A 15083-nucleotide genomic window follows, 5' to 3' on the forward strand; every position below is an offset into this window, starting at 1 on the left:
TTAATCAATCAAAATTTTTAAGATCTGCTTATGAAACAAGTCAGCGTCATTAATTCTATTGAAGTGCCAGAAGGATTCGAAAAAACAGCCATTAGCGTTCGTGATACTTATATCGCCTACTTCAAATCAAAACCAGGTTTTGTCAGTTCCACTTTTTACCGCTCAATCAATAGTGATAATAAATTCAATTTTGTCAATATCGTGGTTTGGGATTCTTATGAATCATTTCAAGCAGTAGTAAATAGTGGATTTAATAGTGATGATGGATTAAACACTGATGATATGAAGGTACTTGGCAAAGGGTTTCCAAGCCCAATAAAAGTGTCGCCGGGTCAATTTGAGATCATAAGGAATGATTGAAGAGTCATAGGTTATTCATTATCAACACCTTAAATATTTGTTTTTTTGAAAAAGATAACTAGATCCGATACATCAAAAGTCATTCAGATCCTCACCCAATCCTTCCAGACCAATCCGAGTGCTCTATGGGTGATCAAGCAGGATGAGAAAGTACAGCAACGACTAAAAGCATTGATAGAATATGCTGTGAAAACTGGAATCACCAATGAGGGTGTATTTCTATCCGATGACAAATCTGCTGCTGCAATTTGCTTTAAAGAACCATCTAAATCCAACTTTCAGAGTTACCTGGATCAGGTTGTGTTGATTTGGAAAGCTATTGGTATTTCTCGCGTACCTCTGGTCTTAAAACGCGAAGGATACCTCAAAAAGCATCGTCCAAATGAACCTCATCTGAACTTCTGGTTTCTTGGCGTAGACCCTAATCAAAAAGGTGCAGGAGGTGTTCAAGATCTAAAAAAAGGGATTTTCGAGTTCTCAAAAAGGCAAGAGCTTCCTGTTCTACTGGAAACCTCCGTTGAACGAAATAAGAACGTCTACGAACGATTCGGATTTTACACGTATCATATCTGGAAGCAATCACAGGATTACACACTTTGGTTCATGAGAAGGGATTAATACAAGTTTATTGGTTTCGTTAATTAGGGAGTTCTTGTTTATTCTATTTTATGTCTTTGAACCGGACGGGTTCTTCATTTTTGGCTTAGCTCAAAAACGAAGCAAAAACCCAAGGCTATAAAATAAATTTCTAAAATTCAGCCTGTTAGAAAGCATAAATCCAAACTAGCTGCACTCAAACAATTATCAAGGATGTTAATTTGATAGACCAGCCTCGGATACTGTGATCAATAGAGCAAGCTTGATGGCTCTTGCACCATCAATGTTGGCCCACCACTCATCCAAGGAATGGGCATTTTTTCCTCTTCCTCCCCTTCCGATCGTTACGGATGGTATACCTAGAGAAATAGGAATATTACCATTGGTGGAACCTGTAGTTTCTCTCAATCGAGCACCTAACAAAATTGTGGAGGCAATAGAGCGCTGAATGAGTGGCAATTCCCTTGAAAGCTCTCCTGAAGGTCTGTCCCCAATAGGCTCCAGATTCAAGATTACTTTATCCTCTACGCCAGATTTATTGTAATCATCTACCGCTCTTTCCATATTTGATTTAAACAGGCTATCCATTGCTACTATTCGCATGGGGTCAAGCGAGCGGATATCCACCTCAAACCACGATTCAAACGGTATCGAATTAACCGACGTGCCTCCTCCAATCCGTCCGATATTGAAAGAAGTCTTCGGTCCTTTGGCCACATACTTGCCTGCCTCCATTGTAAAATAATCAATAGCTTTTGCGAGAGCATGGTGTGGGTTTGCCAAACCAAAAGCTCCCCAGGAATGTCCTCCTGGACCGCTGAAATTGGCCCGATATCTAACCGATCCTAAAGCTTTGTAATTGATCCTACCTACAGAACCTCCATCAATGCCAATCCAGGAATCTATTTTCACATCGCTCTTTTCACTAAATAGGTGCTTGACTCCTCGAAGGTCTCCAATACCTTCTTCTCCTACTGTTCCAACAAACAATAAATCATTTTCCGTTTCAATAGTTGCATGATTCATCGCCCTTAAAATTTGAAGAACCATGGCTAATCCTCTTGTATCATCCCCTACTCCAGGAGCATAGAGTGTATCTCCCTTTCTGGTCACTGTCACATCTGTCTCTTCTGGAAAAACAGTATCGAGGTGAGCATCCAGAGCTACCGTCTTTTTCGAGTTAGTCCCTTTTCTTAGCGCTATAACATTTCCAACTTCATCAATCCAAGCACTATCTACTCCTGCCGATTCAAGCATATCCTTAAACATTTTTGCCCTTTTTTCTTCTCCAAAAGGAGGAGCAGGAACCTCCGTAAGATCTATCAAAGTTTTCATCAAAGGCTCATCTTGTTCATCTATGTAGACAAAAGCATCCTGTACTCGAGCTCTTTTAAGCAGGTTGGAGGTCGCTTTTACATGTTTGCCATCAATGTTTGCTTCTTTTAGTGCTTTTTTACTTTGAGCAAAAGTCGAACTCAATGTGAAAATTATTAGTAGACTTGAAATTAGTTTCATTTGGAAAATAGGGTTTAGGATTGTTGTTGAGTAAGGTTAGCTGGTTCTAAGATTTTATCCAGTTCTACTTGGGGCATTAAATCGTATTTCAAAACAAGTTCATAAATGCTCTCATTTGATCTTTGAGCTTCTTTGGCTAAGCTACTACATTGGTCATACCCTAGCGTAGGACAGAGTGCCGTTACCAACCCAATACTGTTTCGAAAAGTATCCAGGCAGTGTTCTGAGTTTGCAGTAATCCCTCGAATACATTTCTGTCGTAACATCTTGATCCCTTTAGTAAGTAAATGAATAGAATCAAATAAGCTAAAAACGATCACTGGCTCAAAAGCATTAAGCTCTAGTTGACCAGCTTCGGCAGCCATATTTACGGTGAGGTCATTCCCAATCACCTTAAATGCAATTTGATTTACCGCTTCGGGGATAACTGGATTTACCTTACCAGGCATAATCGACGATCCCGGTTGAGCAGGAGGTAAATTAATTTCATTGAAGCCGGCTCTAGGTCCAGAGGAAAGCAAACGCAAGTCGTTACAAATTTTTGAAAGTTTGATGGCTATACGCTTGATAGCAGATGAGAACATAATAAACGACCCTGTATCTTGAGTAGCCTCGACAAGGTCTGTCGCACCCACAATAGGTAGTCCTGAAATGGAAGCTAAGTGTTGGATCACTTTTTCGCGATAGCGTAATGAAGAGTTGATACCTGTGCCAATGGCAGTGCCGCCCATGTTCACCTCAAGAAATAATTCTGCATTTTTTTCAATTCTGTCAATTTCTTCAGAAAGTGTTGTAGCATATGCAGAAAACGTTTGTCCCAAAGTCATCGGCACTGCATCTTGAAGCTGTGTTCTTCCTATTTTCAACACATTCTTGAATTCCTCAGCCTTACTCTGAAATGCCTCAATGAGACCCTTTAACTCTTCAATTAATGGGTTTTTAGCAAAAATCAGCGCAATCTTTATTGCTGTAGGATATGCATCATTGGTAGACTGAGACATGTTTACGTGATTGTTTGGATGGCATCTCTCATAATCCCCTCTTTTGGAGCCCATATTTTCCAATGCGATATTGGCAATGACCTCATTCACATTCATATTGGTTGATGTACCTGCCCCACCCTGCATCATATCTACAGGAAAATGTTCATAACAATGTCCTTGCCTTATTTCTTCGCAAGCGAAACAGATCGCATTTGAAATCTCATCAGTAAGCATACCTGTGTCTCTATTTGCCAGTGCTGCTGCCTGCTTTACGATGGTAAAAGCATCAACTATTTCTCCATATTTTCCAAGTTTTATCCCAGATAAATCGAAATTTTCTACGGCTCTTAATGTCTGAATTCCATATAGAAATTCATTTCCTACGCTTCTTTCTCCTAGAAGATCCTTCTCTTTTCTTTTCATTACTGAATCTTTCTACTGAATAATAACTCGCACTGACTGTGATTCTGATGAATCATCTGTAATTGTAATAAAATACATTCCTTTAGGTAGGTCTTTCACCGGTAATTCAAATTCACTTTCTCCGCTAAATTCACGCGTAATTTGCCTTATTCTTCTGCCAGAAAAATCAAACATGGATATCTTAACATTCTTGGTTTGATTAAAGGATTTGATGTATAGAACATCCGTTGCTGGATTAGGATAAACTTCGATCACTTTCGTTTTATCCAAGGCGGAAAGAACTACAAAGGGATCAGAAATTACTGAGCAGCTGTTATCTGTAATTTCCACTTGATACAGCCCCTTTTGAGGGGATTGCGATAGCAGTCTACTTGTTTCTCCTTCAAGAATAACTCCATCAAGGTACCATTGGAAAACTTCACCTGGTGTATTTGTAATGAGACGATTACTCGTCAACTCAATGACAGGTCTTACAACTTCTGATTTGATGATTATCACTCCTTCTACTCTACTATTTGATTCTCCATTCACCTCCACAGTAAGAGAAACCATATATGTACCTGTCTCATCATACTCATGAATTGGATTTTGATCGGAAGATGTAGTTCCATCTCCAAAATCCCAAATCCAGCTAGTTGGTTGACCGTCACTCTCATCCGTAAAGAATGTAGATGCATCAGCACATGGAGAGCGCAGTGAAAAATTCGCAAATAAAACATCTTCGCACCTGGCCGATATCCACCCTTCCCCACTAGTCAGTGTACTTGTTTCGTCTAGAACAAACTTAGAAGTTCCTGAAACATTTACTCCATCCACTTCTACATAGTCGAGACAGAATTTATCTTCGGAATCACTTAGCAGAGAGGCTGCACCAGCGTAAGCTGAAAACTTAACTCCATTATCAGCTGATGCACTGACCTTTAACTCATCCACTTCTAGCGAGATGTTTTCAGCAAGTAATAACTCCGTATCATCGTTTATACTCAGGGAGGTGATATGTCCATTTTGAGAAATACTCAATCTGCCATCTCCCAAGGTAGCTCGCTCGAGATCAAACGTATTATCCGAACTTATCAGGTGCAATTCATCTTTTCCTTGGAATGTGAAAGCCGTTCCTTTGGCACTTAGGGAAGTGTTTGCACTATTACCCATGATAAGGTTACTGGTAGTGATTTCAATACTATCTAGAATCAATTCTTTCGTATTGGAGGAGCTAAGATTTAAATCTGATTCCAGATTGTCAAAGACTTTCAACGTTCCCGATTCTAATACTATCTCGTTAAGCATTAGGTCTTGGCCTTTCAGGTTCATCTGTCCATTTTCTTTATCAACTATTAATGTCAATGTTGGATTTGATGCCTCAAACTCTGCGAAAAGGGTTTTATCTGAAGTAGTACTTAATTGTATCTCTCCAATTGAACTAGAAAGCTGACTCACAGTAGTCAACCTATCCATTGTCAGCATATTCCCATTAAACACTAATTTTCCTTTACCTGTACTCCACGCTAGTTGCCCAATGCTCGTATTTTCATTCAGGATCAAATTACCCGCATTCGGAAAACTACCTTCATCCACAATCACTCGGGAGTTGGCAGTAGGCATTTCATTTGCAGCCAATCCACCGCTACTTTTACTCCATTTGGTAGGATCATCCCAGTTACCACCACCTCCAATCCTATAGTAAGTTTCGATATGATCAATTCTACTAATGTTACTTGCAATGAGGCTAAAGTCCTGTTTGGAGTTCGTTAGGCTATTTTTATGTGTAATCCTGATGGTATAAGTACCTGTTTCAGGATTAGGGATCTCCACCTTCTCGTAGTTATCTCTGAAATTATCACCATTTTTGGCTGCATTACCAGGGCTATTAGGATTTAGAATCCAAGGCTCAAAAGTTATCCCCAATCCATCAATCACACGCACATCAAGATCATTAACCAGATTCAGTTCTGTTGGGTCGAGAACTTCATCCAACAAATTCCCTTTAGGATCTGTCCATGAAATAGAAACAACCAAAGGTCTACTTGAGTCCGTCACTTCAAAAGTGGTTTCGAATGTCTCTCCTTCTGAGAGTTGATTTTCTTCTAAAGCTGCGAGGTTTCCATTCTCAGAAATCACCCTAGCTGCGAGGTTAGCGTCTAAAAACCCATGACCATAGACGTAATCTGGACCATCACTTTCTCCCACATCTAAGGTGGTATGAAGTAGAAGTCCTTTCAAAGTAGCTGCTTTCATATATTCAGCATTCAAATTATGATAGAGCTGCTGTAGAAGTAGTGAATTACCTGTGACCACCGGAGAAGACATAGAAGTACCTGTCTTGGTATCATACGAATCATTCGCGCCAATTTCTGCTGAAAGCAGATTACGTCCTGGAGCTGCCAGATCAGGTTTGATCCTTCCATCATCCGCCGGACCCCATGAGCTGCTAGCCACAATAACTACATCATCAGGTCCATTTGGAACTGCTGCTAAAGGATTCGAGTTAGCTACCGTCATCACGTTTTTTGCAATCGCCTCATCTGTGATACAATCAAATGGGCCATCAGGCGGATGAGTCCCATCACCACTTTCACCATTTTCATTACCAGCTGATCTAATCAGCAAATAATATGGTGCTAGAAAAGCAATTTCATCAATGGCTACCGCATCAGGTCCATAAATTCCAAATTTCCAATCCTCTGATGTACTAATACTTTCATCTCCAATCCAATTTCCACTTGAAGTCCAGCCCGCAGAGCTGCCATAAGAATGATTAGAGATTAATAGGCCTTTGGATGCCTCAATTGCTATTTCACTGTAATCATTATCAGCTGAAAAGACATGAGCAACAGCTTCATACGCCATTCCTTGAGCTTCAGGATTGACACCTGCAGCAATGATAGTACCTGTCACATGACTTGCATGCCCTCTTTCTTCACTTGCCTGATCTATGATTTTTAGTCTTCCTTGAAACTCCTGATGTGATGGATTAGGAGATCCATTTTCCCAAACGCCGGCAATCATTCCTTTACCTGTTAGGTTATAGGCCAATGTTCCTCCTATATATAAATCGCTGGTACGAGTAGCTGTAGAAGCTCCGCGATTATGTTCAATGCGATATTGCGGATTACCTGATTTATCGAAACCTACAAGACTACTCCCTTCAGGTATTTGAATTTTTCCATTCTGCGAATTAAGGAATTCTTTAATTCGTTCTTGATTATACTTAAATGTACTATCATGCTTGGAAGCAATACGAAGCAGTTTATTCCTGTTTTCCTCAGATGGAGTCTGGGACAATACAATGACCGAAATAAGAACTAATACTCCAAAAAAGACGATTCTCATAAAGTAAAATAATTTAAAAAGATCGGACACGACTTATTCGCGCCCGATCTGTCAGTATGAAGAGATGTTCTTAATTCCCAAAGAATTGAATGTTATCAAAGTAGACTTCTTCAGCTGCTGAATCCGTTGAAATTTCGATTTTCAATCTTACTGTATTTCCTAATTGACCGGAAATATCTACATCTAGTGTATTCCACACATGCGGTTCAGGGTCAAGTCCTCCTGTTTCAATGTCGTCTCCATTCAAATTCAATACTTCTGTTTCTAAGCCTTCTGCTGTTTCTATAACTACAGAAATATAATCTTCTGGCTCCCACGAAGTATCATTAAACAAATAATCTAGCGATAGCCTAAGTATGGATAGTGAAGAAACATCTACTGGTTCAAATACTAACCTGATGATTCCATCGGTATCATCTACATAATATCCTTGAACTCCATCTGTATAGCCCCCCTGAGTAGTTGTTCCGACTATGCTTGTTTTCGTGGTAACTCCTAGATCATCTCCATCAGTCGATCCTTCTCCGCCTGTTGATTGATAGACAGTTACAAAGCCCAGTTCTCCTCCAGTGCTGGTAAATCGTACAGGAGCCTGTCCATCGTTGTTTTCAAGGATACGGGAAACGGCTGCATCTCCGGTATCAACATAGTCTTCATCAAGGCCAACTGGTTCTTCAAAGCTGGTGAATGCAATAAGAGAAAGACCTTCATTGCCTTCCAAATCTATAACTTGATCAATTGCTCCTGCAGAAGATAAAGTAATTGTACCCGTTTTCAGACCGTCAAGTCCAGAAGTTGGAGCAAAACGAATAAATACATTTATTGGATTCCCAGCATTCAGTATCGCTAAATCCAAATCAGCCGAAGTAGAAAAATCAATATCATCAAGAGAAAGCTCAAAAGGTCCAGTTGTAGATACTGCTACATTTTCTGTAAAACGATATCCAGAAACCTCTACAACTTGGGAGGATGTAACACCTCCTGCTGCAGTTCCTCCAAGGTTTAGAGGTGTACCATCTACTAGTATTGTTGGGGGTTGTTCTGTACTTGTTCCTGATAATGTTACAGAACTTGAAATTGCATCAGTACTCTCAAGTACTATAGAACCTGCAATCGTTCCTAATGAATCAAAACCAGGAGAAAACCTGGCGTATACCAAAGTATCTTGATTATTGATATCATCTGGAGAAAGAGTCACAGACGAAGAAAAATCGGTATCGTTCAATGATACTTCAAAATTATTTGGTGCTGTAATCACCAAACCTGCCTCCAAACCAAATGCTCCAACAGTAAAATTTTGACTTGCAGAATTTTCGAGTTCGAGTGTAGAAGCAAAATTGTCCAAATCTGACGTAACAAATACTTCTGGTCTATTTACAACAGTAATTGTTGTCTCTGTCTTTGTATTAAATGCTACTCCTCCTGTTGCGTCTACAGATACATTAAATTCAACGTCCTCTTCTACGGTACCTGATTTAAAAACAGGAATAAATTCAATCTTTAATTCTTCATCTCCAGCTGAGACGGGAATGGAGAGACCTTCAGCAGAACCTTGAGGATTCGTGGTAAAGTCTATTCCATAGACACCATTTCCAGAAAAAGAAATAACAATGGTACCTGATGATTTTGCAGGCTCTACAAAAGTGACCTCAAGTGAAATGGTTTCGTCTTCAAAAATTGTGGCATCTACATCTTGTAAAGACACGATACTTTGATCAGAAACATTCACCTCTAACGAATCTTTATCTACACAGCCGATCATGATCATCATGATAAGCATACTGAATAATGATCTCAAGAATGTCTTATTTATTATTTTGATTTTCATAATAATGCGTTTTATAGTATCCCTCTTATGATAATATTGTCGAAATAAACTTCTTCAGCTCCTGAATCTGTCTCCACACTTAAAACCAGCTTAATTGGACCTTGGCCTACCACATCTGTTAAGTCAGCATTTAACTCATACCAAATCCGAGGACCTTCGCGATCTAAATCTTCATCATCTATATCATCTCCAGTTATTAGAAGAAGATTAAATAATGACTCATCCTCAAATTCAATATCAACAGATATCTTGTCTTCAGTTTCCCAATTAGAATCATTGAAGAGGTAACTTAGAATTAGTTCTGGTGATTGGACATCAGCAGAAAGATCGATTTCATCAAAAACCACCCGTATTATTCCATCAGTATCATCCACATAATACCCCTGTACACCATCAACATACCCCCCTTCAGCGCTTCCATTTACGATACTGGTCTTCGTTGTGACACCTAAGTCGTCTCCGTCAGTGGCTCCTTCTCCGCCAGTAGACACATAGAAAGTCTTAAAACCCATCTCTCCACCGGTACTTTCAAACTGTACAGGTGCTTGTCCTGGATTATTTGGTAATTCTCTGCTGACAGAAGCGCTACCAACATCCTCGTAATCAACATCCAAGCCTTCTGGTTCTTCAAAACTTGTAAATCCAAATATGGTGAAATCATCTTCCAGAATTACAACCTCAATACTCGATTTGGTCCCGCTTTCGCCAGGAAATCCTGCCTCAAAACCACTAACATCTTGTAGCGTTATTGTCAGAGAGCGATTTCCCACTGGTTCATCATTATTAATCACCCCAGCTAACAACTCAACCGTAGCACTGTTTTTACCAGCTGGTATGGTCACTTCATTGGAAGTAATAGTGGTATAGTCCGTACCTTCAACCAAGCTTTCACTTTCAATAGTAAAAGGAATAATTACGTCTGTTGATTGTGGTATTGCTGAAAGAAGCACTGTGGTAGTTAATGCTCCAGAAGCGTCTTCGTCAAATCGTAATGTGGTACTCTCAAAATAAACCCACTGTTGACCACTAGGGATTTCGCCTTCGTACTCTTCAAAACATCCAGTAAAGAGAATGGAAGAGGTTAGTATTAATATATATATAAATTTCTTCATGATTATGCTGTTTATCAATAGCCTTCTTGCAGGATATTGGGATTAACTGCTGTTTCTTCTATCGGTATCGGATATGCGAAAAATTTATCGCCATACAATACCACACAATTCTCCGTCAGAGAACAATCATTCCTTACTATATCTTGTTGAAGGCGTTTTAAATCAAAGTAGCGATGACCCTCGAAAGCCAACTCACGTCTTCTTTCCTCAAGAATGTCTGCTAGTAATGTCTGCCCAGATGAAGCAATATCAGATACATTCGCTCTTTGCCGAATAGCATTTATTGCAGTTCTAGCCTCCACTTCATCATTTAGACGAGCTTCACACTCGGCTTTTATTAAATACATCTCTGTTAGTCGGATAGCTGGAGATGTATACTGAAGAGGTACATCTCCTTGTCCCGGATATTTATTCACATGCCATATACCAGCATCCTGCACGTACCAATTATTACGAACATCATTTGCTTCATACAGGTTGACTATATCCAGATTAGGGCCAAAAACGGCATTTCCTGCTCCTTTTTGATAATATCCTGCCAGACCTGCTAAGCCAGGATACCCATCATCATTTCGATCTACCTCAAATTCAAGGATAGCTTCTGATGTAGGGCTTGGATCGCTCCATCCATTAATTTGAGCTAAGTCAAAACCGCCACTTCCATCATCTACTAAATAGTCTACTAGGGAATACTTTCCACTATTGATTATCTGATCTGCATTATCCAAAGCTGAATCGTAATTGCTTTGATACAAGAAAACACGAGCTTTTAAAGCAATTGCAGCTTCACTATTAGCTAAAAAAGATACATTGATATTGGATAATCGATCATTGTCCCTCAGTAAACTTGCCGACTCTCTTAGCTCATCCAAAATAAATTCATATACCTCTGCAATAGTGTTTCTAGCAGGTGTTCCAACTTCTGTAGAGGTTATAATAGGTACTCCTAGATTTGTGTTGTCCGTCGTAAAGTTGTAATCCTGAGCAAAAATACGTGTTAGATCAAAATGAGATATTGCTCTTATGAATAGTGCCTCACCCCTGATCCTATCTATGGATGCTTGCGGAAATCCAGCTCCATCAAGTTGCTCTAATACGTTATTCACTCTATTGATCGCCTGATATGCTTCATCCCAAAAACCTATGGCAGAGATTGCCGGGCTTAGGTTTAGTTGATAAAACTGAGGTGATCTGGATGTCTCAGCATCAGCTGGGATAATTCCATTGTCTGAGCTTGCATCCGCTATGATCATAAAATCACCACCATAATAGTCTTGCTGTTGTAAACTGTTGTATGCGCCATTTAAAGCAATGAAGAAATCATTTTCAGATTCAAATACAACATCTGAAGAAAGTTCATCTACTGGCTCAACATCTAAGAAGTCGTCACAGGACGTAATAATTACTAGCATCATTACACTGCATATTTTTAATATTCTTTTCATGATTCTAGTTTTTAAAATTCAATGTCAATTCCGAAAAGGACCTTTCTTGGATTCGGATACTCTCCAAAATCTCTACTACCAGATCCTGTCTCTGGATCCATTCCCCTGAAGTTTGTCCATGTTCTCAGGTTTAATCCTTGAGCATAGAGTCTCACTCGCGATAATTTCCACTTAGAAATAAGACCTGATGGTAACTCATATGCCACCGTCACATTACGTAGTTTGATAAATGAGCCGTCTTCTAAATACCTCGTTGAATGATTATTACCACCATCAGCATTCCCCTTGGATATTCGTGGTACATCAGTAATATCTCCTGGTTTTTGCCACCTATTCAGCTGGAGTCGATCTTGGTTTCTTCCAAATCGAGATCCATCTGAGCTCAAGAAACGTTGGACTTCACGGTACACTTGATTTCCATAACTGTAATAAAAGTTTGCAGTTAGGCTTATGCCTTTATAAGAGAAGGTATTTGAAAAGGATCCAAAAAAATCAGGAAGTTGCTGACCAACAATTGCAAAATTGGCATTGCCATAACTATCTGTGATGTTATCATTTTCATCAAACCAAAGAGGTTTTCCTGTGGCTGGGTCTACCCCCGCCCACCTGGGCATGTACCATGCATCTGCACGGCTACCCTCTCGAACTGTCTCTTGATCGTCCGGATCTGCACGCTCTCCTGATTCATCTCCAATATTTACAACCTCATTAAAGTTTCTTGAATACTGAAAGTTGGTTGTCCAGGTAAAATCTCCAGCCTTTAGGTTAACAGACGTAATAGAGAATTCATATCCGTAATTTCTCAACTCTCCATCATTGACTATCTGCGTATTAAACCCAGTAGTTCTTGATAGTGGCCGATTATCCAATAAGCTTGTTATATCCTTATTGTAATAGGTTGCTTCTAAATTAAATCGATTGAGTAATGAAACATCTATTCCTACGTCGGTTGTGAATTGACTCTCCCATCTGATATTAGGATTTCCTATATCATCTGGTCGAGACCCTGCACCTGAGACTCCATTGAAACTTAAGCCACCACCAAAATTATATGAACGCAACCAGTTGAAATTACCGATAGAATTATTACCCTGAGTTCCTACTCCTGCTCTTATCTTCAAAAAATCAATGGCTCCAATATTTTGCATAAATGGCTCTTCAGATATTACATATCCTCCGCCTACTGCCCAGAAAGCCCCCCATCTATCATTCGGTCCAAATCGAGATGATCCATCTGCTCGTCCAGATACATTTAAGAAGTACTTATCCTTAAAACTGTAGTTAACTTTTCCAAAGAAAGACGCTAATGTCCATGAAGTAAAATCAGTATCAATCTGCTGATTCTCTGGTAACGCTGAGTTATTTGTTTTTAACTTATCAATTACGAGGAGGCCAAAAGTTCTATTTCGGTCTGTAACCGACTTGAACAGTTCATTACCTGCTAACGCACTAATTGAATGATCGCTATTTAAATCCTTATCAAAATTGATGGTATTGGTAAATGTCCAATCAATTTCCCTAATGTTATGAGCGATACTGCTACCATCTACATCTGACCCTCCAGATCTTCCAAGTTCATATCTAAAAGAAACAAATTCATCTTCTTTTACGTCTGCTCTGTCAAAGCCGAAGGATGATTTAACTTGAATCTCTGGAGTAATATCAAAGGTTGCATAAATGTTACCAATCGATCTAAATGTCTGTACTTCGTTTGTGTTCAATTGATTCGAAGCGATGGTATTATGTCCTGCAAACCCTGGTGTATTGAAGTTAAAACCAGTCCCATAATCTTCTCCATTCGCAATCTGTTCAGAGTTTGCAAAAATTGGATATAGAGGAGAAAGAAAGAAAGAACCATAAATAGGGTCTCTAAAAGTAGTCCCAGCTCCCTGACGGTTAGTTTGTGTAGTCTCCGAAACAGAAAAATTAATACCTACAGCAGCTCTTTCACTGATATTATGATTGAGGTTAAATCTGGCACTCAATCTTTGAAAGTTTGTATTCGTAACTATTCCTTCCTCATCATAGTATCCAAGGGATGTGAAAAACTGTGCTTTATCCGTGCCTCCTGAAGCACTTACATCATATCTTCGAATCTTTGCTTGGCGAATAGCGTTCCCGGCCCAGTCTGTACTAATTGTATCTCCCAAAGGGAAGTAATCCGGATTGAGATCTGCACCTGCGTTGATGAATTGTTGATTAGGATTTCCTCCCCCATTAACTACGGCTTCACGCATGTACCCAATGAATTCCTGTGAATTCATCACTCCAAAATTGTTAGGATTCTCAAATTCTGAAAAACCATATTGTGCACTGAGTTTAACCTTTGTTTTTCCACTTCTTCCCTTTTTCGTTGTTATTAATACAACTCCATTGGTAGCTCTAGAACCATATAAGGAGGTGGCAGAAGCATCTTTTAGAATAGTGATATTCTCAATATCCGCCGGATTGATGCTTGCAAATCCATTGCCCGTTTGTGCATCTTCTGTAAGGTTTCCCTGATTAACCGCCACCCCATCAATGATATATAGAGGATTTAGTCCGCCTGTTATTGAGCTTATACCTCTTATTCTCACGTTTACTCCACTACCAGGTTGCCCTCCTGCAGCTGCTACCTGAACACCTGGCGCAGCTCCTTGCAAGATGTTGTCAAAACTGGCCAACGGCACGGATTCAATATCTTTAGCATCTACTATGGCAATTGACTCAGTAAGTCTCTTCCTTTCTGTCTCACCATACGCCAAAACAACGACCTCACTTAAGGCTGTAATATCTGGTAGCATGGTTACATCCAGTACGGTCTGCCCATTTATCGCAATTTCCTCAGACTCAAATCCCAGATAAGAGAAAACCAGAATGGCATCATCAGCGACGGATACTTTGAATCTTCCGTCAATGTCTGTAATAACACCATTTGTTGTGCCCTTTTCTTGTACAGTAACACCGGGAAGTCCTTCTCCAGTATCATCTCTTACCACACCGGAAACATCGACATCTTTCAATAGTACCTCTATTGAATTATCGTTTCTTCTCCTCTTTTTGGCAACTGCTATGCTGTTATTGATTTGCCTGAATTTTAAATCAGATTTCTTAGAAATCTGCAGTAGTACATCTCCAACTGAGATTTCAGAAGAACGTAAAGTCATCTTCACCTCATCGGTTAAGTCGTTTGAATAGTAATGAAAATTGTACTCGGAAACATTTTCAATGTAATCGAGCACGCTTTTAATCGAACTCTCTTGAAGGTTTATGGTAATATTTACTTCATGTACACTTTTGGATTGCCCTTTTGTTTCAGTAGCTAAAAGAGAAGTAAAAAAGAAAGCCTTTAGAACAATTAGATAAATGGATAGTTTTCCTGACATTACTAATACTCGTAAATGTAGGTTTTTCATATTTTTGTATCGTTTAATGGATTTTTAAATCTATTAGGCTATTTATCTGCTCTTAGAATTTGGCGATTCAGCAGATAAGAATTGGACCACATATG

Annotated in this window: 9 protein-coding genes; 2 read left to right on the top strand and 7 right to left on the bottom strand. The window is 39.4% G+C overall.

What is annotated here, in order from left to right; genetic code table 11:
• Positions 1-30 precede the first annotated feature (30 nt).
• Both ABJQ32_07735 and ABJQ32_07740 read left to right on the top strand, forming a co-directional pair.
• Positions 31-360: an antibiotic biosynthesis monooxygenase gene (locus tag ABJQ32_07735; protein ID MEP5289525.1), complete on the top strand. Its 330-nt coding sequence runs from the start codon at positions 31-33 to the stop codon at positions 358-360.
• A gap of 45 nt (positions 361-405) precedes the next feature.
• Positions 406-978, top strand: coding sequence for a hypothetical protein (locus ABJQ32_07740; GenBank protein MEP5289526.1), 573 nt, complete (start codon positions 406-408; stop codon positions 976-978).
• Between the two features lie 195 nt (positions 979-1173).
• Here ABJQ32_07740 and ABJQ32_07745 read toward each other — a convergent pair whose 3' ends face one another.
• The 7 genes from ABJQ32_07745 to ABJQ32_07775 form a co-directional block, all read right to left on the bottom strand.
• The gene (locus ABJQ32_07745; protein ID MEP5289527.1) at positions 1174-2472 is read right to left on the bottom strand and encodes a M20/M25/M40 family metallo-hydrolase; all 1299 of its coding nucleotides are present in this window, start codon (positions 2470-2472) and stop codon (positions 1174-1176) included.
• Positions 2473-2486: 14 nt separating this feature from the next.
• Complete coding sequence (locus tag ABJQ32_07750) at positions 2487-3878, bottom strand: aspartate ammonia-lyase (protein MEP5289528.1); 1392 nt, start codon at positions 3876-3878, stop codon at positions 2487-2489.
• A 12-nt stretch (positions 3879-3890) separates the two neighbouring features.
• Entirely contained in the window at positions 3891-7208 is a 3318-nt protein-coding gene (locus ABJQ32_07755) for a S8 family serine peptidase (GenBank protein ID MEP5289529.1), read from the bottom strand.
• A 70-nt stretch (positions 7209-7278) separates the two neighbouring features.
• Entirely contained in the window at positions 7279-9036 is a 1758-nt protein-coding gene (locus ABJQ32_07760; GenBank protein ID MEP5289530.1) for a hypothetical protein, read from the bottom strand.
• An 11-nt stretch (positions 9037-9047) separates the two neighbouring features.
• Positions 9048-10148, bottom strand: a complete 1101-nt coding sequence (locus ABJQ32_07765) for a hypothetical protein (GenBank protein MEP5289531.1) — start codon at positions 10146-10148, stop codon at positions 9048-9050.
• Positions 10149-10162: 14 nt separating this feature from the next.
• Positions 10163-11593, bottom strand: coding sequence for a RagB/SusD family nutrient uptake outer membrane protein (locus ABJQ32_07770; GenBank protein MEP5289532.1), 1431 nt, complete (start codon positions 11591-11593; stop codon positions 10163-10165).
• Positions 11594-11604: 11 nt separating this feature from the next.
• Positions 11605-14988, bottom strand: a complete 3384-nt coding sequence (locus tag ABJQ32_07775) for a TonB-dependent receptor (protein ID MEP5289533.1) — start codon at positions 14986-14988, stop codon at positions 11605-11607.
• Between the last annotated feature and the right edge of the window lie 95 nt (positions 14989-15083).

Origin of the sequence: Marinobacter alexandrii (genome assembly GCA_039984955.1) — a bacterium.
Classification (GTDB): Bacteria; Bacteroidota; Bacteroidia; order Cytophagales; family Cyclobacteriaceae; genus Ekhidna.

Bases quoted from the DNA above. Each gene is read 5' to 3' on its own strand.
- ABJQ32_07735 (MEP5289525.1), top strand. From the start codon at position 31: ATGAAACAAGTCAGCGTCATTAATTCTATTGAAGTGCCAGAAGGATTC.
- ABJQ32_07745 (MEP5289527.1), bottom strand. From the start codon at position 2,472: ATGAAACTAATTTCAAGTCTACTAATAATTTTCACATTGAGTTCGACT.
- ABJQ32_07750 (MEP5289528.1), bottom strand. From the start codon at position 3,878: ATGAAAAGAAAAGAGAAGGATCTTCTAGGAGAAAGAAGCGTAGGAAAT.
- ABJQ32_07755 (MEP5289529.1), bottom strand. From the start codon at position 7,208: ATGAGAATCGTCTTTTTTGGAGTATTAGTTCTTATTTCGGTCATTGTA.
- ABJQ32_07760 (MEP5289530.1), bottom strand. From the start codon at position 9,036: ATGAAAATCAAAATAATAAATAAGACATTCTTGAGATCATTATTCAGT.
- ABJQ32_07765 (MEP5289531.1), bottom strand. From the start codon at position 10,148: ATGAAGAAATTTATATATATATTAATACTAACCTCTTCCATTCTCTTT.
- ABJQ32_07770 (MEP5289532.1), bottom strand. From the start codon at position 11,593: ATGAAAAGAATATTAAAAATATGCAGTGTAATGATGCTAGTAATTATT.
- ABJQ32_07775 (MEP5289533.1), bottom strand. From the start codon at position 14,988: ATGAAAAACCTACATTTACGAGTATTAGTAATGTCAGGAAAACTATCC.